General features: G+C 71.7%; 15 protein-coding genes. 1 reads left to right on the forward strand and 14 read right to left on the reverse strand.

All coding sequences use genetic code 11. From position 1 onward, the window contains the following. Nucleotides 1–545 precede the first annotated feature (545 nt). The 14 genes from JOD54_RS27195 to JOD54_RS27260 all read right to left on the reverse strand — a co-directional run bounded on the left by JOD54_RS27195 (nucleotide 546) and on the right by JOD54_RS27260 (nucleotide 17,475). Nucleotides 546–3,221: an AAA family ATPase gene (locus tag JOD54_RS27195; protein ID WP_204454580.1), complete on the reverse strand. Its 2,676-nt coding sequence runs from the start codon at nucleotides 3,219–3,221 to the stop codon at nucleotides 546–548. Nucleotides 3,222–3,458: 237 nt separating this feature from the next. Continuing rightward, nucleotides 3,459–5,624, reverse strand: a complete 2,166-nt coding sequence (locus JOD54_RS27200; protein WP_204454583.1) for a M4 family metallopeptidase — start codon at nucleotides 5,622–5,624, stop codon at nucleotides 3,459–3,461. A gap of 165 nt (nucleotides 5,625–5,789) precedes the next feature. Beyond that, nucleotides 5,790–7,604 (reverse strand): glutamine--fructose-6-phosphate transaminase (isomerizing), encoded by a 1,815-nt coding sequence (gene glmS, locus JOD54_RS27205; protein WP_204454587.1) that lies wholly within the window; start codon nucleotides 7,602–7,604, stop codon nucleotides 5,790–5,792. Between the two features lie 10 nt (nucleotides 7,605–7,614). Next, nucleotides 7,615–7,908: a hypothetical protein gene (locus JOD54_RS27210; protein ID WP_204454592.1), complete on the reverse strand. Its 294-nt coding sequence runs from the start codon at nucleotides 7,906–7,908 to the stop codon at nucleotides 7,615–7,617. 34 nt (nucleotides 7,909–7,942) lie between these two features. After that, nucleotides 7,943–8,488: a G/U mismatch-specific DNA glycosylase gene (gene mug, locus JOD54_RS27215; RefSeq protein WP_307860325.1), complete on the reverse strand. Its 546-nt coding sequence runs from the start codon at nucleotides 8,486–8,488 to the stop codon at nucleotides 7,943–7,945. 151 nt (nucleotides 8,489–8,639) lie between these two features. Continuing rightward, complete coding sequence (locus JOD54_RS27220; protein ID WP_204454598.1) at nucleotides 8,640–10,049, reverse strand: FAD-dependent monooxygenase; 1,410 nt, start codon at nucleotides 10,047–10,049, stop codon at nucleotides 8,640–8,642. An 860-nt stretch (nucleotides 10,050–10,909) separates the two neighbouring features. Next, entirely contained in the window at nucleotides 10,910–11,284 is a 375-nt protein-coding gene (locus JOD54_RS27225; protein WP_204454602.1) for a metal-sulfur cluster assembly factor, read from the reverse strand. Then, entirely contained in the window at nucleotides 11,281–11,724 is a 444-nt protein-coding gene (gene sufU, locus JOD54_RS27230; RefSeq protein WP_204454607.1) for a Fe-S cluster assembly sulfur transfer protein SufU, read from the reverse strand. The genes JOD54_RS27225 and sufU overlap by 4 nt, the downstream gene beginning before the upstream one ends. Beyond that, nucleotides 11,724–13,001, reverse strand: a complete 1,278-nt coding sequence (locus JOD54_RS27235; RefSeq protein ID WP_204454611.1) for a cysteine desulfurase — start codon at nucleotides 12,999–13,001, stop codon at nucleotides 11,724–11,726. The genes sufU and JOD54_RS27235 overlap by 1 nt, the downstream gene beginning before the upstream one ends. A gap of 38 nt (nucleotides 13,002–13,039) precedes the next feature. After that, nucleotides 13,040–13,810, reverse strand: a complete 771-nt coding sequence (gene sufC, locus JOD54_RS27240; RefSeq protein ID WP_204454615.1) for a Fe-S cluster assembly ATPase SufC — start codon at nucleotides 13,808–13,810, stop codon at nucleotides 13,040–13,042. A gap of 20 nt (nucleotides 13,811–13,830) precedes the next feature. Beyond that, complete coding sequence (locus JOD54_RS27245) at nucleotides 13,831–14,145, reverse strand: Rieske 2Fe-2S domain-containing protein (protein ID WP_204454625.1); 315 nt, start codon at nucleotides 14,143–14,145, stop codon at nucleotides 13,831–13,833. After that, nucleotides 14,142–15,278: a Fe-S cluster assembly protein SufD gene (sufD, locus tag JOD54_RS27250; RefSeq protein ID WP_204454627.1), complete on the reverse strand. Its 1,137-nt coding sequence runs from the start codon at nucleotides 15,276–15,278 to the stop codon at nucleotides 14,142–14,144. The genes JOD54_RS27245 and sufD overlap by 4 nt, the downstream gene beginning before the upstream one ends. Next, entirely contained in the window at nucleotides 15,279–16,727 is a 1,449-nt protein-coding gene (gene sufB / locus JOD54_RS27255) for a Fe-S cluster assembly protein SufB (protein WP_204454629.1), read from the reverse strand. Between the two features lie 22 nt (nucleotides 16,728–16,749). Next, nucleotides 16,750–17,475, reverse strand: coding sequence for a helix-turn-helix transcriptional regulator (locus JOD54_RS27260; protein WP_204454631.1), 726 nt, complete (start codon nucleotides 17,473–17,475; stop codon nucleotides 16,750–16,752). A 326-nt stretch (nucleotides 17,476–17,801) separates the two neighbouring features. Here JOD54_RS27260 and JOD54_RS27265 point away from each other — a divergent pair, with 326 nt between their 5' ends. Continuing rightward, nucleotides 17,802–19,484: a hypothetical protein gene (locus JOD54_RS27265; protein ID WP_204454633.1), complete on the forward strand. Its 1,683-nt coding sequence runs from the start codon at nucleotides 17,802–17,804 to the stop codon at nucleotides 19,482–19,484. Nucleotides 19,485–20,181 lie beyond the last annotated feature (697 nt).

Raw genomic sequence — 20,181 nt, forward strand, 5'->3', positions numbered from 1 at the left:
TCGGAAGCCGCCCACCTAAATGCTCGATGGGGCGGACTTGTTTTGTGTGGGGCAGCGCCAGTCGTAGCGTTTCAGCGCGGACAGGGCCATGCTTTTCGGCCCCAGCTTTGCGGTCCTGCCACGACTGGCGCAGGGGCCCCGCGCAAAACAAGTCCGCCCCATCGAGCACACCCCACCCACCACGGACCGCGTCGCGATGCCGAAGGCGAGCCGACCCCAGATGCCGCCCGCACTCTCTGCTCGATGGGGTGGACCTGTTTTGTGTGGGGGAGCGGCACCAAACAGGTCCACCCCATCGAGCCCACCGCACGACTCGGCCAGCCCCACCCTCGCCGGTTCACCTTCATCAGGCCCCACCGCAAGCCCGAACCCCTGAACAGCCCCCACCCTCCCCGGGGCGGCGTCCCTGGTCCAGTCTACTAGGCCCCACCGACAGTTGATCTTGACAAGGGCCACCAAAGATCCACATGTGGACAACTTCTGTCGCTGGAACGGGTGAACATCCTGGCAGGGCAACGGCTCCGGCCCGGCGCCACAAGCGCGACCTAGACCGACAGGTCGGCGCGGTTGCGGACGCCTAGTTTGCGGTAGATGCGGGTGAGGTTGGCTTCCACCGCTTTCACCGACAGGTGTAGGGCGGTGGCGATCTGGCGATTAGTAGCACCTTCACGCAGCTGCGACACGATCTGGTTCTCCAGGTCGGTCAGCGGGGCATCCTGGGTGTCCAATTTGGACAGTTCGACCGCGACCCTGTCCATCCAGGGGGTGCAGCCCGCGGTGGTGAAGCGGCGGAGCGACTCGGCCAACGCCTCGCGGGCGGCGGCTTTGCGCCGGGCGCGGCGTTCCAGGACGCCTAGGGTGAACCAGGTTCGGGCTAGTTCGAGCGGGTACGGGTGGTCGGTGGAGAGTTGGGCGCGCAGGGTGTCCGCCGCGGCTCGGGCGTCTCCGGCTACGGCGGTGAGTACCGCAGTAGCGCGGTGCAGGCCCAGGGCGACGACGGGGCGGCCTTGAGTCTCTACTTTGGACCAGGCGTCGGCCAGTGCCGCTTCCGCCTGGTCCGGTTGACCGGCCCACGCCAGGGATTCCACGAGGTCCGCGTCGGCCAGGAACATCGCCGGGTCGGTGTAGCCGACGTCGCGGAGCATCCAGAGGCAGGTTGAGAGGAGGCGGGCGGCGGCGCGGTGTTCGCCGCGCAGGATGGCGACCCGGCCTGCCAGGCCCGCGGCGTAGGCCGACCATTCGCCGTCTCGGGCTTGTTCGTCGGCTGCGGCGGCGCGGGTCAGCAGGGCGCTCGCTTCGTCCAGGCTTCCGGTGTTGAGTTCGGCGACCGCCCGCATGGTCAGGCCGATGCCGGGGTGCTGGTCGACGTCCACCCGCAGCCGCGCCCCCCACAGGGCCGAGCGGCGCGCGTCGGCGCACCGGCCCGCGCGTTCGTAGGCGGAGGTCAGCGAGTAGAGCACGGCGATCAGGTCGCGGATTCGACCGGCGGCCTCGGTTTCGTGGCGCAACTGTTCCAGCATCTCGACCGCGTGGCCGGTCGAGCCACGGCGGAGGCTGATCACCGCCAGGTAGACCCTGGCGAACACGACGGGTTCGGACAGCGGCAGACCCGTGCAGTGCCGCTCCAACCGCCGGTACAGGTCGGTCTCGGTGTCCGGGCCGGACGCCGCGGCGAACGGGATGCGCATGATCAGCGACCGCAGCACCAGGGTCGGGTCGTCGGCGCGGGCGGCGAGGGCGTCGGCGTGGTCGAGGTGGGCCAGGGCGTCGGCGGTCCGTCCTATGTGGGCGGCGAGCTCGGCGCGGCGCAGGAGCAGGGCGCAGCGCAGGGCGGGGTCGTCACCGCTGTCGGCGGCGACCTCGTCGAGCAGGCCGGAGAAGGCGACCATGTCCCGGCCTGCCAGGTCGAACAGCAGCAGCCTGGCCCACGCCCTGGTCGCCCCCGCGGCGATCCTGGCGACCGCCCGGCACAGGTCGGCGGCGACGGCGGTGAGGCCCGCCTCGGCAGCGGCGCGGGCGGCACCGAGGAGGCGCTCGGCCCGCGGGCCCGGTGCGGGCGTGCGGTGCGCGGCCAGGCGCAGCAGGTCGGCGGCGGTGGCGGGCGCGCCGCGGGTGGTGGCCAGGCGGGCGGCTTCGACGAGCTCGGCGGCGATGGGGGCATCCGGTCGGGGAGTGGCCAGGGCGCGGTGCCTGGCGCGCTCGATCGGGTCGGTCACCAGGGACGCCATCCTGGCGTGCGCCGAGGTCCACTCCCCCGCCGTGGCCTCGGCGGCGATGATCTCGGCGAGCAGCGGGTGGCTGAACCGCAGCGTGCCGTCCTCGTCAGCGACCAGCACCCCGGCCGCCCGAGCGGCCGCCAGGCCGGGGTCACCGAGCGGCAGCAGGTCCAGTCCTGGTCGGACGGCGACGGTCACCAGGCGCAGGACGTCCCAGGCGGACTCGGGCAGTGGTGCGAGGCGGTCGATGACGAGTTCGCGGAGCCTGCCCGGAACCGGCAGCGGCTCGTCCACAGCGATCGACCCGCCGTGGCGGGCCAGTGCCCTGCCCAGCTCCAGCGCGTAGAACGGGTTGCCGCCGCTGGCCGCGACTACACGGCCGACCGTCGCCGAGGACAGCGGCCGCACGAGGCGGGTGCGCAGGAGTTCGGCGACCGAGGCGGCGTCGATGCCGGTGACTTCGACCTCCAGCAGCGGTGACGGCGAGAGACCGGCCACCGAGGGCGGGCCGTCGGCGCGTTCGGCCACCAGGACCCGCACCCGGTGCTCGGCGAGCCTGCGGGCGGCGAACTCGAGCACGTCGGCGCTCGCCTTGTCCAGCCACTGCGCGTCGTCGACGACCAGAAGCACCGACTGGCGCTCGGCGAGGCCGCGCAGCAGGTCGACCACGGCCAGCCGCAGCGCGAGCGGGTCGACCGGGTGCGCGGGCGCGGCGCGCAGCAGCGCGGTGTCCAGCGCGGCCCGCAGGTGCGGTGGCAGCCCGGCGGCGGGCAGGACCTTGGCGAACAGGTCGTACAGCGCGACGTGCGGGAGGTCGTGGTCGGCGGCGGCCGGGCAGGTGCGCAGCACGAGGTCGGCGCCCGACCAGGCGACCAGGGTGTCCAGCAGCAGGGACTTGCCGATGCCCGCGGGTCCGTGCAGCAGGACACCGCCGCCGTCGGCGAGCGCGGCCTGGCAGCGCGCGATCACCTGGGTCCGGCCCAGCACCGGGGGGATGGCCGCCATACACAGAAAGTACCCAACCGGGCCGCGGCGGTGCGAGACCGAACTACGTCATCGGCGAGAGTAAGACACCGATGGTGCCGGATCAGACCACAGCGGACCCCGCACGCGGGGTCCGCTGATGGCTCAAAGATCTTCCCTTATGACAGCGCGGCGGCCCGGCGCAGTGGTCCCGGGCCGCCGCGGTCGGCCCCTCCCCGGCGGGGCCACACGCCGAGGAGGGGGTCAACCAGCCAGGGCTCAGCCGAGGCTGACGTCGTCGAGCAGGAAGTTGGTCGCCAGGTAGGCGTCCTCCACACCCGAGAACCGCAGGGTCACCGTCTGACCGCGGTAGGCGGACATGTCCAGCGTGCGCTGCACGTAGCCGGTGCCCGCGTTCGCGTTGGAGTAGGTCTGCAGGTTCGCGCCGTTGACCTGGACGCGCAACACGTCGTAGGCGGTGCTGCCCGTCTCCTGCGTGGTGATCTTCAGCCAGAACCGGAGCGCGGGCGCGCCGGTGCTGGGCACCTTGACCTGCTGGCTGATCGCTTCGCTGGCGGCGCGGCCGTTGCCGAGCAGCCAGGCGTAGTACGACCCGCTGCGCGGTGCCTGCTGGGTGCCGTTGGTGACCACCGCGGACTCGCTCCACCCGGTCTGGCCGGACTCGAAGCCGCCGTTGGTGATCGCGTTGCCCGACGGCGGGTTGGTGGTCGTCGTGGGCGGCGTGGTGGTGGTCGGCCGGGTGGTCGTGGTCGGACCGGTCGGGCTGGTCGTCGTGGTCGGGCGGGTCGTGGTGGTGCTGGGCGGCGGCAGGGCGGTGCCGACGCTGACCGCGGCCCACGCGACGCTGACCAGGTAGCGCTCCTGGCTGTTGGTGCCGTACAGGTCGGCCGCGGCCTGCAGGGTGGCGGTGCGGGCGCCCGCGTAGTTGGTCGTCGAGGTCATGTAGGTGCTCAGAGCGCGGTAGAAGACCGCCGCGGCCTTGTCGCGGCCGATGCCCGCGAAGGTGGTGCTGTTGCAGGTGCCGCCGCTGTGCGCGAGACCGCCGATGGTCTTGTTGCCGGTGCCCTCGGAGGCGAGGTAGAACCAGTGGTTGCCGATGCCCGAGGAGTAGTGCACGTCGACCTGGCCCGCGGTGGAGCGCCAGCAGCTCAGGGAGTTGCCGTCGGCGGCGGGGTTGTCCATCCGGCGGAAGTAGCCGGTGGGCATGCGCAGCTTCTCGCCGATGTAGTAGTCGGCGGGGTCGTTGGCGTTGTTGGCGGAGAACTCGACCATGGTGCCGAAGATGTCGCTCGCGGACTCGTTGAGACCGCCCGACTCCCCGGAGTAGTTGAGGTTGGCGGTGGCCGCGGTGACGCCGTGGGTCATCTCGTGGCCGACGACGTCGAGCTGGGTCAGCGGCGTGTTCTGGTTGGTGGAGCTGCCGTCGCCGAAGACCATGCAGAAGCAGGAGTCGTCGTAGAACGCGTTGAGCAGGCCGGATCCGATGTGGACGTACATCGTGTGGCCCTGGCCGTTGTTGCGGATGCCGTTGCGGCCGTAGGCGTTCTTGTAGAAGTCCCAGGTCTTGGCCAGGCCGTAGTAGGCGTCGACGGCGATGGTCTGCCGGTTGCTGAGCTGGCCGTTGCCCCAGACGTTGTCGGCGTCGGTGTAGGCGGTGGCGCGGGCGGACGGGCTGTTCTCGGAGCCGCCGTTGCCGTCGAGCACGCGGGTGCCGCCCCGAGTGGTGTCGGTGAGCGTGTAGCCGCCGGAGCCGGAGCTGGTGGAGATGTCGACGGTGCCGACGTGGTAGCCGTTGCCGGTCGCCTTGTGCCGCTTCTCGTAGCGGTCGAGCAGCGACCCGGTGCCCGCGTCGGTGACGACGACCTCGGCCCCGCCGCCCTCGACCGTGGTGCGGTAGGCCAGGACCGGCTTGCGGTTGATCGCGTAGATGACCAGTTCGGGCTTGGCCGCGCCGTCCTTGTTCTCCGCGGTGAGCGCGGGCGCCAGCGCGGCGGCCTTGGTCGAGGCGATGGTGGGCGTGACCGACGGGACCGCGATGGTCTGGTCGCTGGCCTTGTCGACCGCGGTGATCCGACCGTCGGCGGCGCGGTGCACCACGAGGTCGCCCCCCACGACGGGCAGCTTGTCGTAGGTGCGGTCGTAGCGGACGTGGCGGCTGCCGTTGTTGTCGACGACGACGTCCTTGGCGACGAGTTTCTCCTTGGCGCCCAGGCCGAGTTCCTTGGCGGCCGAGGTGGCCTCGGCGGTGGCCCGGTCGAGCTCGGTGGCGCGCTGCTGCGGGCTCAACACCCGGGCGCCGAGTGCGTCGGACTGGCCTTGCGCGGCACCGGCCTGGGTGGCGGTCACCGCGATGACCGCGGCGCCAACGGCGGTCGCCGCGGCGACCGCCGCGGCGACGAGAGCCTTGCGACCCTTGCGTGACATGACGTCTCCTCCACCGGCCCGGGAGGACAGGGACCCACTGTCCACGGTGGAGTGGACGGTGGGCTAGCGGGCCGGTGCGCGGAAACTAGGTGTCGGTTCCGCGTGAACAAATACGTCGATTGCCCCGCAAGGGGTCGGCAAGGGGTGCTCAAGGGGGCCGCGAGATCACTCCACGGTGACGCTTTTGGCCAGATTGCGCGGTTTGTCGATGTCGCGGCCGAGCGCCGACGCGGTGTGGTAGGCCAGCAGCTGCAGCGGGATGGTGAGCAGGATCGGGTCCAGTTCCGGTTCGCCGCGCGGGACCCGGATCACCTCGTCGGCCAGCCCGGCGGGCAGCTCGGCGTTGGTGACCGCGATGACCGGGCCGCCGCGCGCCTTGACCTGCTCGATGGTGGCGATGTTCTTGGCCAGCAGTTCGTCGGCCGGGACGATGACCACGCTCGGCATGCCCGCGTCGACCAGGGCCAGCGGGCCGTGCTTGAGCTCAGCGGACTGGTAGGCCTCGGCGTGCACGTAGGAGATCTCCTTGAGCTTCTGCGCGCCTTCCCTGGCCACCGGCCACCCGCGCACCCGGCCGAGGAAGAACATGTGCTCGGCGTTGGCGTAGCGCTTGGCAATCCGGGCGATGTCGGCGTCGTCGGCGAGCACCCGCTCGACCTGGCCGGGCAGCGCCCGCAGGCCCGCCACGATCCGTTGCCCACCCGCCGCGCTGAGGTCGCGGACGCGACCGAGCAGCAGGGCCAGCATCGCGAAGGAGACGGTCATGTTGGTCAGCGCCTTGGTGGAGGCGACCGACACCTCCGGTCCGGCGTGCAGGAACACCCCGCTACCGCACTCGCGCGCGATCGCGCTGCCGACCACGTTGACCGCGCCGATCACGCGACCGCCCTTGCGCCGCAGCTCCTGCACGGCCGCGAGCGTGTCGAGGGTCTCGCCGGACTGGCTCACCGCGACGTAGAGGGCGTCGGGGTCGACGACCGGGTTGCGGTAGCGGAACTCCGAGGCGGGCTCGGCGTCGGCGGGGATGCGGGCGAGCTCCTCGACCAGGGTCGCCCCCATCTGGCCCGCGTAGTAGGCCGAGCCGCAGCCGAGGAACTTGACCCGCTTGATCGCCCGCAGGGCCATCGGGTCCAAGCCGAGGCCGCCCAGGTGCGCGGTGGCGAACCGCTCGTCGAGGCGGCCGCGCAGCGCCCGGGAGATCGCCTCGGGCTGCTCGGCCATCTCCTTGCGCATGAAGTCGGTGTGCCCGCCGAGCTCGTAGTCGTCGGCGGCGAGGTCCACGGTGGTCGGCGTCTTGCTGGTGAGCCTGGCCTCCAGGGTGGACGTGCGGAAGCCCGCGGCGGTCACCGTGGCCAGCTCGCCGTCGTCGAGGAACACGACCTGCTGGGTGTGGTGCACCAGCGCGGCGACGTCGGAGGCGATGAACATCTCGCCGTCGCCGATGCCCAGCACGATCGGGCTGCCGTTGCGGGCGACCACCAGCTCCCCCGGCCGGGTGCGGTCGAGCACGACCAGCCCGTAGGTGCCCTCGACCCCGCGCAGCGCGGCGCGGACGGCGTCCTCGAGGGTGGCGGCCTCCTGGCGGGCGATGAGGTGCGCGAGGGCCTCGGTGTCGGTGTCGGAGGTCAGCTCGACCCCGTCGGCGGTCAGCTGGGCCCGCAGCTGCTCGGCGTTCTCGATGATCCCGTTGTGCACCACCGCGATCCGCAGACCGGCGTCGAGGTGCGGGTGCGCGTTGCGGTCCGACGGCTCGCCGTGGGTGGCCCACCTGGTGTGCGCGATGCCGACCGTGGCCGGGTCGTCGGTGAGCTTGTCGCGCAGGTCCCGCACCCGGCCCGCGGTCTTGGTGACCGCGATCCCGCCGTCGCGCAGCACCGCGACCCCCGCCGAGTCGTACCCCCGGTACTCGAGCCGGAGCAACCCCTCGACCAGCACCGGCGTCGCCGGGCGGGCCCCCAGGTAGCCCACGATTCCACACATAGCTCTCTCCCTAGCCGTAGACGATCCGCCGTAGCTGCCGCTCGCTGAGCGCGGGCGCCCTGATCGGCCGCGCGGCCAACTCCGCGCCGACCCGCGGCCAGATGTCGGCGTTGGGCACCCGCTTGCGGCGCAGCTCCGAGTGCCTGCGCCGGACGAACTCCTCGACCGTCTCCCCGAAGTAGGCCAGCACGTCGGAGACCACCCGGGCGGCGACCCCCGGCGGCAGCCCGGTGGTGCCCACGACGTACCGGATGAGGTCGGCGGGTGGTTCGGTCACGCCAGACCCTGGCACTGTGTCGACCATCGAGGCAACTTCCGTGCCCGATTTCGGGCAGGGGTCAGCCGAGAGAGGCCCTGAGCTGCCCGAACTCGGCTGCGAGGTCGTCGAGCTGGTAGTGCGCGTTGAGCCCGCTCGGGTTGGGCAGCACCCAGACCCGAACCGACTCGAACAGCTCGGCCTGCGCCCCGACCACGGCTTTCGGCGCGGCGAAGGCGGTCCGGTACGCGGTGATCCCGACCACGGCGACCACCTGCGGCCGGTACTCGGCGACCAGCTCGCGCAGCCGGTCGCCACCGGCCTTGAGCTCGTCGTCACCGAGTTCGTCGGCGCGGGCGGTGGCCCTGGCGACCAGGTTGGTCACGCCGAGGCCGTAGTCGGGCAGCAGGTGCTGCTCGTGCGGGGCCAGCAGCCGCGGGGTGAACCCGGACCGGTGCAGCGCGGGCCAGAACCGGTTGCCCGGCCTGGCGAAGTGGTGGCCGGTGGCACCGGAGTAGAGGCTGGGGTTGATCCCGCAGAACAGGACCTCGAGCCCGCGGCGGCCCAGGACGTCGGCGATGGTCCGGTCCTGGGCCGCCGCGAGCTCGGCGCGAGTGGGTCGGGGCACGCAGACCATGGGAGCAGAAGACGATCACCACCGCCACCGACGAACGTCGATGTGGGCCGGGCACACCACCGGGCCGAAGGTCCCGGAACCCGTTGCCCAGCAGAGGTTTTCCGCCTCGGGAGGTGGGTGCGCGACACCGACCGGGATCAGGTCACACCGCAATCCCGCCGAACCAGCGGGCGAGGTGCTCGTCGAGGTCCGACTGCCGCTGCCCGATCCACGCGACGTACCCGTCCGGCCGCAGCAGCAGGGCAGGGACGTCCACGGCCGCGGCCGGATCGGCGATCAGATCGACCCGACCCGACCAAGCGCCCACCGCCAACCGCCCGGTGCGGTCGAGCACCAGGCCGCGTCCACGGCGCAGGCGGTCGTAGAGCGTGCCGCGCTCCAGCCCGATGTCCGGCAGGCGGCGGCCGAGGAGGTCGGGACCGTCGCCGAAGTCGTAGCGGATACCGGTGGCGATGATCTTCTCGGTCAGGTGCCGGGTGACCTCGGGGATGTCCATCAATTCCGACAGCAACGCGCGCATGGCCCGCGACCCCGGTTCCGCCGACGACAACGCGACCTGGGCGCGGGTGTTGTTCAGGACGTCCGCGCCGACCGGGTGGCGTTCGGCGTGATAGGTGTCCAACAGGGATTCCGGCGCTTGGCCGCGCAGGTGCGCCGCCAGTTTCCACCCCAGGTTCACCGCGTCTTGGACACCGAGGTTGAGGCCCTGACCGCCAGCGGGCGGGTGGATGTGCGCGGCATCCCCGGCGAGGAGAACGCGGCCGATCCGGTACTGCTCGACCTGTCGACTGGCGTCGCCGAAACGGGAAAGCCAGCGCGGGGAATGGATGCCGAAATCAGTTCCGGCAATGGCGAGCAGCTGCTTCTGGAAATCTTCGAGAGTGGGCGGTTCCGCGCGGTCTTCGTTGACACCCTCGGCAGGCACAACAACGCGGTAGACATTTTCCCCGACGGGGTTGAAAAGGAACGACCGGTGCACTTCGCGGATTTCGCCCAGTTTCTCGGCGTCGGGCGGGGCGGTGGCCGCCAACTCACCCATCAGGGTGTCGTTGCGCGAGGGCTCACCGGGGAAGGCGACACCGAGGAGCTTGCGGGTGGTGCTGCGAGCACCATCGCACCCCACGACGTAGCGCGACCGGAGTCGCTCCCCACCAGCCAGTTCGACGGTCACCCCCTCGTCGTCCTGCTCAAGACCGGTCACGGCACACCCGCGGCGGACTTGCGCCCCCAACCCGGCGGCGTGCTCTTCGAGGAGGCGGTCGATGACGGGCTGCGGGATGCCCAGCAAGTAGTCGTCCCCGGTGGGCGGCTTGGGGATCGCGGCGAACACACCGGCGAGCGGACGCCGCCTGCCGCGCTCGAGGAGGCGGTCCAGCAGGCCCCGCATCGCCATCAGCTCCAGGCTGCGGACGTGCAAGCTGACCACCCGCGCGAACGACGAGACGGGCTCGAACTCCTTCTCCAGGACCAACACCCGCACGTCGTGCAGCCGCAACTCAGCGGCCACCATCGCCCCGGTCGGCCCACACCCGACCACGATCACATCGAACAAGGAACCGCCCACTTCGCTCGCTCACCCGGTATCCCGGGGTGCCGACACCGGCGGCCGATTCTCCGCACCGGCGGATCACCCCGCAACCGAGAAAAGCACAACGCGAAACGGCCCACCTCCCGGCGCCGAAGCCGGGCCGCCGACAGCGCGCACAGACCGTGGAACACCCACAGCGCGCACCCGCTTCCACCGCTGCGCGCCGACTCGGCCAGGCCGCGCCCCGGACATCAGCGATGGTTCGGCACCGGCCGCCCCGGCGCCAGCCGATCGCTCCGCAAGCGAGGCCCCCGCCCAACGCGAAATGGCCGCCTCCCGGCAGGGAGGCGGGCCGCAGCCACCACAAGCCAGACCGTGAAGCCGAGGGCACGCTACCCGCCGACCTTCCAGACCGGCCACGCCGCAAGCAAGACCAGCCACCACCGCAGCCACGTCCCCGCCCACCCCCAGCACAGCGCGACAACACCACCCCGCGAAACGACCCGCCTCCCCAACGGGACAGCGGGCCGCGCACACCACATGCCAAACCGCGAAACCACAAGCAAGCCGCCCACCGACTCCCAGACCGGCCGCACCGCAACCAAGACGACATCCGCCGCAGCCATCACCCCGCCCGCCCCCAGCACCAACCACAGAACTTCGCGGGAGGCCACCCACGCGAAGCGGCCCGCCGCCCGGCGGGGAAGCGGGATCGCCGACAGCGCGCACCCGCTCCCACCGCTGCACGCTCACCCAGCCAGCCGCGCCCCGGACATCAGCACCGGCCCCTCTCCCGCGCCGGCCGATCGCCCGCGAGCGAAAGCCCCCGCCAACGCGAAACGGCCCGCCTCCCCAGTGGGGAAGCGGGCCGCGCACAACGCGGGTCAGACCGTGAAGCCGAGGGCGCGCAACTGCTCCCGCCCGTCCTCGGTGATCTTCTCCGGGCCCCAGGGCGGCATCCACACCCAGTTGATCCGGAAGTCGTCCACCAGGCCGCCGCCGGTCAGCGCCGCGCGGGTCTGGTCCTCGATCACGTCGGTCAGCGGGCAGGCCGCTGACGTCAGGGTCATGTCCAGGGTGGCGGTGTTGTCGTCCTCGACGCGGATGTCGTAGACCAACCCCAAGTCCACGACGTTGATGCCGAGTTCGGGGTCGACCACGTCCCGCATGGCCTCTTCGAGGTCGTCCAGGGACGCCACGTCCGCGCGGGGGGCCTGGGTCGGCATGCCCGCTGCGCCGCGTTGGACTTCTTCGGTCATGAGGGTCCTCCTTCAGCGCGGGCGGCCGCGTCCTTGAACGCCATCCAGCCGAGCAGGGCGCACTTCACTCTAGCGGGGTACTTGGCCACGCCCGCGAAGGCGATGCCGTCCTCCAGCACGTCCTCGTCCGGCTCCACGGTGCCGCGGCCGTGCATGAGCTCGACGAAGGCGTCGAACTTGGTCAGCGCCTCCGCCAGCGGGCGGCCGACCACCAGGTCGGTGAGCACCGAGGTGGACGCCTGGCTGATGGAGCAGCCCTGCCCGTCGTAGGACACGTCGGCCACCACCGGGCCGTCCAGCTTGACCCGCAGGGTGACCTCGTCGCCGCAGGTCGGGTTGACCTGGAACGACTCGGCGTCGTACGGGTCGCGCAGGCCGCGGCCGTGCGGGTTCTTGTAGTGGTCCAGGATGATCTCCTGGTACATCTGCTGCAGCTGCATCAGGCCACCCCGAAGAAGCGCTTCGTCTCCCGCACCCCGGCCAGGAACGCGTCCACGTCGGCCAGGTCGTTGTACAGGTAGAAACTGGCCCGCACCGACGCGGGCACACCGAGCCGCCGGTGCAGCGGCCACGCGCAGTGGTGCCCGACCCGCACCGCGATGCCCTGGTCGTCGAGGACCTGGCCGACGTCGTGCGGGTGAACGCCCGCCAGCACGAACGACACCGCTCCCCCGCGCGCGTGCCCGTCGACCGGGCCGATGACCCGGACGCCCGGGATCTCGGCGAGGCCGTCGAGCGCGGCGACGGTGAGCAGGTGCTCGTGCGCGGCGACCCGGTCCATGCCGACCGCCGACAGGTAGTCCACGGCCGCGCCGAGGGCCACCGCCTGCGAGGTCATCGGGGTACCGGCCTCGAACCGCTGCGGCGGCGGCGCGAACGTCGACCGCGCCATCTCCACCATCTCGATCATCGACCCGCCGGTGAGGAACGGCGGCATCGCCGCGAGCAGCTCCCGGCGGCCGTAGAGCACCCCGAGGCCGTACGGGCCGAGCATCTTGTGGCTGGAGAACACCGCGAAGTCCACGTCCAGCGCGGGGAAGTCGACCACCGAGTGCGGCACCGACTGGCAGGCGTCGAGCACCACCAGCGCGCCGACCTCGCGGGCGCGGGCCACCAGCGGCTCCACCGGGTTGACCGTGCCGAGCACGTTGGACTGGTGGGTGAACGCCAGCACCTTGGTGCGCGGGGTCACCACCGAGTCCAGGTCGGACAGGTCGAGCCTGCCCTCGTCGGTCACCCCGAGCCAGCGCAGGGTCGCCCCGGTGCGCTGGGCCAACTGCTGCCAGGGCACCAGGTTGGCGTGGTGCTCCATCTCGGTGGTGACGATCTCGTCGCCGGGGCCGAGGACGAACCTGGCCGCCTCGGGCCCCGAGGTGGCCGCGTTGCCCATGGCGTAGGCGATCAGGTTGATGCCCTCGGTGGCGTTCTTGGTGAACACCAGCTCGTCCGGCTTCGCCCCGACGAACGCCGCGATGCGGGCGCGCGCCGACTCGTAGGCGTCGGTGGCCTCCTCGGCGAGCTGGTGCGCGCCGCGGTGCACGGCGGCGTTGTGCTCGGTGAGGAAGGCCCGCTCGGCGTCGATCACCTGGACCGGGCGCTGCGCGGTGGCCCCAGAATCCAGGTACACCAGCCGTTTGCCGTCGCGCACGGTGCGGCCGAGGATGGGGAAGTCGGCGCGCAGGGCGTCGACGTCCAGTGGTGCGGTCACTGCGGTCACCAGTACCCCCTTGTCGCTCTCTACCGCCTACAACGCACTCAGACGCCCGCGGCTTCCGCGGCGCCGGTGTACTTCACGTAACCCTCGGCCTCGAGCTGGTCGGCCAGCTCCGAACCGCCGGACTCGACGATGCGACCGCCCGCGAACACGTGCACGAAGTCCGGGGTGATGTGGCGCAGGATGCGGGTGTAGTGCGTGATCAGCAGGACGCCGGACTCGCCGGAGGCCTTGAACCGGTTCACCCCGTCGGAGACCACCCGCAGCGCGTCCACGTCGAGGCCGGAGTCGGTCTCGTCGAGGATGGCGATCTTCGGGTTGAGCAGGGCCAGCTGCAGGATCTCGTGCCGCTTCTTCTCGCCGCCGGAGAAGCCCTCGTTGACGCTGCGCTCGGCGAAGGCGGGGTCGATCTCCAACTCCTTCATCGACTCCTTCACCTCCTTGACCCAGGTGCGCAGCTTCGGCGCCTCGCCGCGCACGGCGGTGGCCGCGGTGCGCAGGAAGTTCGACATCGACACGCCGGGGACCTCGACCGGGTACTGCATGGCCAGGAACAGGCCCGCGCGGGCCCGCTCGTCCACGCTCATCTCGAGGACGTCCTCGCCGTCGAGGGTGACCGAGCCGGAGGTCACCTCGTACTTGGGGTGCCCGGCGACGGCGTAGGACAGGGTGGACTTGCCGGACCCGTTCGGGCCCATGATCGCGTGGGTCTCGCCTGCCCGGACGGTCAGGTCGACGCCCTTGAGGATCTCCTTGGCACCGTCGTCGGTCGCGACCGAGACGTGCAGGTCCTTGATCTCCAGGGTGGCCATGGTGGTTCTTCTCTCCAGTACTAGTTCAAGGTTCGGGTGACGTCGACCAAGACGTCATCACCGTCGACGGTGACCGCGTACACGTCGACGGGTTCGGTGGCCGGTGGCGCGGAGGGGGCGCCGGTGCGCAGGTCGAAGCACGACCCGTGCAGCCAGCACTCCAGCCCCTTGCGGGACAGCTCGCCCTCCGAGAGCGCCACCGCGGCGTGCGAGCACTCGTCGCGCAGCGCGTGGACCGCGTCGCCGCGGCGCACCAGCACCACGGCGACGTCGTCGACCTCAACGGCGAACGGCTTGTCGTCGTCCAGTTCGGACAGTCCACAAGCGCGGGTCATACCCCGACGGCTTCCAACTCGGCCTCGATCGCGGCCTCGAGGCGCTCGCGCACCTCGGGGACCTGGATCTTCATCAGCAGCTCGTGGAAGAAGCCGCGCACGACGAGGCGGCGGGCCTGGTCCTCGGGGATGCCGCGGGCCTGCAGGTAGAACAGCTGCTCGTCGTCGAAGCGGCCCGTCGCGCTGGCGTGACCGGCACCGGCGATCTCGCCGGTCTCGATCTCCAGGTTCGGCACCGAGTCGGCGCGGGCGCCGTCGGTCAGCAGGAGGTTGCGGTTGAGCTCGTAGGTCTGCGTGCCCTCCGCCGCGGCCCGGATCAGCACGTCGCCGACCCACACCGTGTGCGCGTCGTTCCCTTGCAGCGCACCCTTGTAGACCACGTTGGACGTGCAGTTGGCCTGCGCGTGGTCGACGAAGGTGCGGTGCTCGAAGTGCTGCCCCGCGTCGGCGAAGTAGAGCCCGTTGAGCTCGACCTCGGCGCCCTTGTCGGCGAACGCGGCCGTCGGCGCGACCCGGACGACGTCGCCGCCCAGGGTGACCACCGTGTGCCGCAGCACCGCGTCGCGGCCGATGCGGGCGTGGTGCGCCGAGACGTGCACGGCGTCGTCCGCCCAGTCCTGGATGGACACCACGGTCAGCTTCGCGCCGTCGGCCAGCACGAACTCCACGTTGTCGGCGTACACGCCGGACCCGCGGTGGTCGAGCACGACGACGGCCTCGGCGAACCGCTCCGCCCGGACCTGCAGGTGCCCGTAGGCGACCTGCCCGGCGCCCGGCCCGGTCACCGTGACGGTGACCGGCGCCGACGCGCGGGACTCGGCGGCCACGGTCAGGACCGTGGCCGCGGTGAACGAGCTGTACGCCTGCGCCGCGACCCGGTCGGCGGGCACGCCGCCCTGACCGAGCCGGGAATCGCCGCGCTGCACCGTCTCCACGGTGACCTCGGCTGGCGCGTCGACCTCGACGCCCGCCGAACCGGTCGCCTCGACCCCGGTGTGCAGACCGGCGAGGCGCTTCATCGGCGTGAAGCGCCAGATCTCCTCACGACCCGACGGCACCTCGAAGGCCGCCACGTCGTAGGAGGTGAACCATTCGGCCCGAGAAGCCTCGGGCACCACAACCGCCGCGGTCATCTAGCCGACCGCTCCTTCCATCTGCAGCTCGATCAGTCGGTTCAGTTCCAGCGCGTACTCCATGGGCAGCTCGCGCGCGATGGGCTCGACGAACCCGCGCACGATCATCGCCATGGCCTCGTCCTCGGTCAGGCCGCGCGACATCAGGTAGAACAGCTGGTCGTCGCTGACCTTGGACACGGTCGCCTCGTGCCCCATCGCCACGTCGTCCTCGCGGACGTCGACGTAGGGGTAGGTGTCGGAGCGGCTGATCTGGTCGACCAGCAGCGCGTCGCACTTGACCGTGGACTTGGCGTGGTGCGCCCGCTTGTTGACCTGCACGAGGCCGCGGTAGGAGGTGCGGCCGCCGCCGCGCGCCACCGACTTGGAGATGATCGTCGAGGACGTGTGCGGTGCCATGTGGACCATCTTGGCGCCCGCGTCCTGGTGCTGGCCCTCACCGGCGAAGGCGATGGAGAGCACCTCGCCCTTGGCGTGCTCGCCCATCAGGAACACCGCCGGGTACTTCATGGTCACCTTGGAGCCGATGTTGCCGTCGACCCACTCCATGGTCGCGCCCGCCTCGGCCTTGGCCCGCTTGGTGACCAGGTTGTAGACGTTGTTCGACCAGTTCTGGATGGTGGTGTAGCGGCAGCGCGCGCCCTTCTTCACCACGATCTCCACGACCGCCGAGTGCAGCGAGTCCGAGGAGTAGATCGGCGCGGTGCAGCCCTCGACGTAGTGCACGTAGGCGTCTTCGTCGACGATGATCAGGGTGCGCTCGAACTGGCCCATGTTCTCGGTGTTGATCCGGAAGTAGGCCTGCAGCGGGATCTCGACGTGCACGCCCTTGGGGACGTAGATGAACGAGCCGCCCGACCACACGGCGCCGTTGAGCGCGGAGAACTTGTTGTCCCCGTGCGGGATCACCGAGCCGTAGTACTCCTCGAACAGCTCCGGGTGCTCCTTGAGCGCGGTGTCGGTGTCGAGGAAGATCACGCCCTGCTTCTCGAGCTCCTCGTTGATCTTGTGGTAGACCACTTCGGACTCGTACTGCGCGGCGACACCGGCGACCAGGCGGGCCTTCTCGGCCTCCGGGATGCCCAGCCGGTCATAGGTGTTCTTGATGTCCTCCGGCAGGTCCTCCCAGGACTGGGCCTGCTTCTCGGTGGAGCGCACGAAGTACTTGATGTTGTCGAAGTCGATGCCCGACAGGTCGGCGCCCCAGCTGGGCATCGGCTTGCGGTCGAACAGCCGCAGCGCCTTGAGCCGCGACTCGAGCATCCACTCCGGCTCGTTCTTCTTGGCCGAGATGTCCCGGACCACGGCCTCCGACAGGCCGCGCTGGGCGCTGGCGCCCGCGCTGTCGGAGTCGGCCCAGCCGTACTCGTACCGCCCGAGCGTCGCCAGGGTCTCGTCCTGGGTGAGCGGCTGGGGTGTGGTGGTGCGCTGCTGCGCAGCGGCAGTCATGGGGACTTCCCTCCATCCGGGTCTAACTCGTCGTGGTGCCGGGTGCCTGGGGCTGGTGCGGGACGTGCGTGGTGCACGCCGCGTCGCCGCGGGCGATCGTGGCCAACCGCTGCACGTGGGTGCCGAGCAGGTCGGCGAACGCCGCCGTCTCGACCTCGCACAGCTGGGGGAACTCCGCCGCGACGTGCGCCACCGGGCAGTGGTGCTGGCACAGCTGCTCCCCCGCCCCGACGCTGCGCGTCGAGGAGGCGTAGCCCTCCCTGGTCAACGCCTCGGCCAAGGCCTCGGCGCGACCCGCGGGATCCACCGGCGCGGTGACCGCGTCCCGGTGCCGGTCGACCAACGTGGCCACCCGGCGCTCGGCGAACGCGCGCACCGCTTGCTCCCCCCCGCTCTCGGCGAGGAAGCGCAGCGCGGAGATCGCGAGGTCGTCGTAGGCGTGCCCGAACCGGGACCGACCGGTCTCGGTGAGCAGGTAGAGCTTCGCCGGCCTGCCGCGGCCCCGGGCGCCGAGGCGGGGCGCGTCACGGGTGTACGCCTCCCCGTCGGCGACCAGTGCGTCCAAGTGCCTGCGGACGGCGGTCGAGCTCAACCCCAACGCCTCGGCGATCGCGACCGCCGCGACCGGTCCCCGTTCCAGCAGCAGCCGGGCCACACCCTCGCGGGTGCGCCCCTCGGCCTGCTGCCCGGCCGCGGCGGGGCCGGTGGCCTCGGGCGCGGTCCGCGGAGCGGGGGCGGTCTTTTTCACAACACAAGTGTGTCTTATTTCCCGGCCGGAGGCAAAGACGGGGGTCAGCAGGCGTGAGCCCCCTCACAAGCCCCCGTCCGGGTGACCCCCCACCAGCCCACGCCGAGCGACGGTACCAAGATCGGAATCCCCCCTGGTCGCGGGTGATCTCGGTGCCACCCGAAGTCAGTCCGATCGCGGTGTCCGAAGGCGCTGTCCACCGCGCTTCGGGTTCGGTGGGGTCCCTTGGGTCCGTTGGGGCGGATCGGGCGGAACCGGACCTGTGCCCGTCGCACCGGCGCTACCGTCATGATCAACCGTGTTGGTGGTGGGTTCGAGGGGCGGTCATGGTCGATCCGTCTGTGCTGTCGGTCGTGCTGGTCGTCGCTGTCGGGGTGCACGCGGTGGCGCGCAGGTTGGGCGCTGCCGATTGGGCGAGGCCGCTGCCGTGGGTGGACCTGGGGCTCGGGGTGCTGTTCGGGATCTTCGCGGGTTCGGTGGCCGACGGTGCTGGGGTGTGGGTGGGGGTCGCCGCGTTCGTGGTGGGGTTCTGCGGGTTCGGGTTCCTGGCGGGGGTGGCCGCGTTGACCGTGCTGCGGTTGCCGGACCCGGACCTGATGGCCTGGGTCGTGGTGCCGCTGCTGGTCGGGTTCGGGTTCGGCTACTACCTCCGGGCCGTCCGGGGCAAGGCCATCCCCCTGCGGGCCGCGGTCAGCGACAGCGCGGTCGCCGACAAGCGCTGGCGCTACGCGGCCCTCGCCGCGCCCTACCTGTCGATGGTCGTGGTGCTCCTGGTGCCGATGACCGTCAGCGGGCACGTCCTGGCTCGGGTCCTCGGCGTGGCCGTCCTCACGATCTACCTGATCGCGATCGACCACACGCGGCAGTGGCTGATGCGGCCGCGCCGGTGGACGACCCGGTCGGCCGAGCTCGGGCTGGCGCTCGCGCTGGTCGCCGCCGCGGCGAGTCCGGTCGGTGAACAGGTGGTCCGGTGGTGGGCGGCGACCCCGGAGTTGACCGGCGGCGGGTGGTACTGGGGCGCCTTGATCACGTTCGGGGTCTTCGTCGTGTGCGCCGGGGTCGTGGGCAGCCGCGTGGCCACCGGGCCGGTGCTGGCCCTGTTCATCGTGGTCGGGCTCGTCACCAGGCTGGTGATGCTGCTCGCGTTGGTGCTCACCGCGTGCGTGGCGCTGTTCCACCCGCACCCCGACCTGCTGTTCCTGGCCGCCGTCGGTGGTCTGCCCGCCGCCCTGTCCAGCGCGATGGCCGCCCGCCGCGGCCAGGTCAGTCGCCAGTTCGGCGACGTCGGGCTGCTCGCCGAACTCAACGACACCGTGCGGACCAGGGTGATCGACGCGTGGGCCGTCGAGGTCGCCGCGACCAGGTTGCCGCTGATGCTGCCGGACGCGGCGGGGGCGCTGGCCCACCAGGCGCTGATCGAACCGCAGCCCGCCCCGCCGTGGCGGGTGACCCCCGACCAGGCCCTGGCCGTCGCGGCCGACCTGCTCGACGGCATCGACCGGCAACTGGCGCGGGAGCCCTTCCCCCTGCTCAACCGCGCTCGCATCGCCGCCGGGGGCGACCACGCGCTCTGGCAGGCGAAGGTCAACGGCGAACGCGGGCAGACCGCGGTCGCGCTCGAAGCCGCCAAGACCGCGGTGAGCACCTTCGCGCGCGCCGAAGCCCCCTTCGCCACCGCCCTGGCCTGGTCCGCCGTCGTCGACCACGCCGAAGCCGACCCCACCCTCGACCCCGTCGCCGAGATCGAGGCCTGGATCGAGGCCCACGACCTGCTCGCCGCCCCCCGCCGCCACGCCCACGGCGCGGCCGCCCGAGCCGCCCTCGACCGCGGCGACCGCGCCACCGCCCGAGCCCACCTCGACCGCGCCGCCACCTTCCACGCGAGCATCGGCGCCACCGCAACCGCCATGCGCACCGACAAGATCTACTTCGGCGCCACCCCGCGCTCCCTGTTCGCCATCATGCTCGCCAACGAACGCCACCTAGGCCTCCAACTCCCACCCGGCTGACCACTGATGACCCGTGCCCGGCGGTGGTCGCGAGCTCCACGGATGGCATCACCCGCCGATCGAGCACCCCAGACCTAGCCGTGTCGCGGCCATCAGCGGGCCAGCGAGTCGCCTGTGGGCAGCGGTCCACGCTTCGGGCGCCACCCGAGTCCGCCGCCGCTTTCGCCGGGCCCTGTGGCCACGGGTTCCACCGCCCTGAGCACCATCCGACCGCCGCCACCACACGGCCGAGATCGCCACGTAACGCGGGCCCACACTCTGGGCGCCACCCGAATGCAACCGCCTGCCACGGGCTCCGCCACTACGAGCACCATCCGGAGCCACTGTCGCGTGGTCAAGCAGCCTTGCGGTGCGGGCCCGAGCCCCGAGCGCCACCGCTCGGCCAAACCGCCTGCCACGAGTCCCGTCACCCTGAGCGCCGCTGTCGCGCTGCATTCGCCGGGCCCTCGGGCCGTGATCGCTTCGGCGCCACCTCGCGCATCGTCGCGTGGGCGACTCACCGCGCGCTGTCGGCCACGAGGCCCATGCTTCGGGCGTTGTGCGGGTCGCGGGTTCCGCCGCCCCAGCGCGTCGAGTCGCATCGCGGAGGCCGCTGGTCCGCCCGCGCGATCAGCACCAGCTCGCAATGGGCGACCAGCCCGCCGAACGCGCCGACCCCGATCCCCGACCGGCCCCCTCGACCCCCCTCCCCGCGCGG

This window comes from Actinokineospora baliensis, assembly GCF_016907695.1.
GTDB lineage: Bacteria > Actinomycetota > Actinomycetes > Mycobacteriales > Pseudonocardiaceae > Actinokineospora > Actinokineospora baliensis.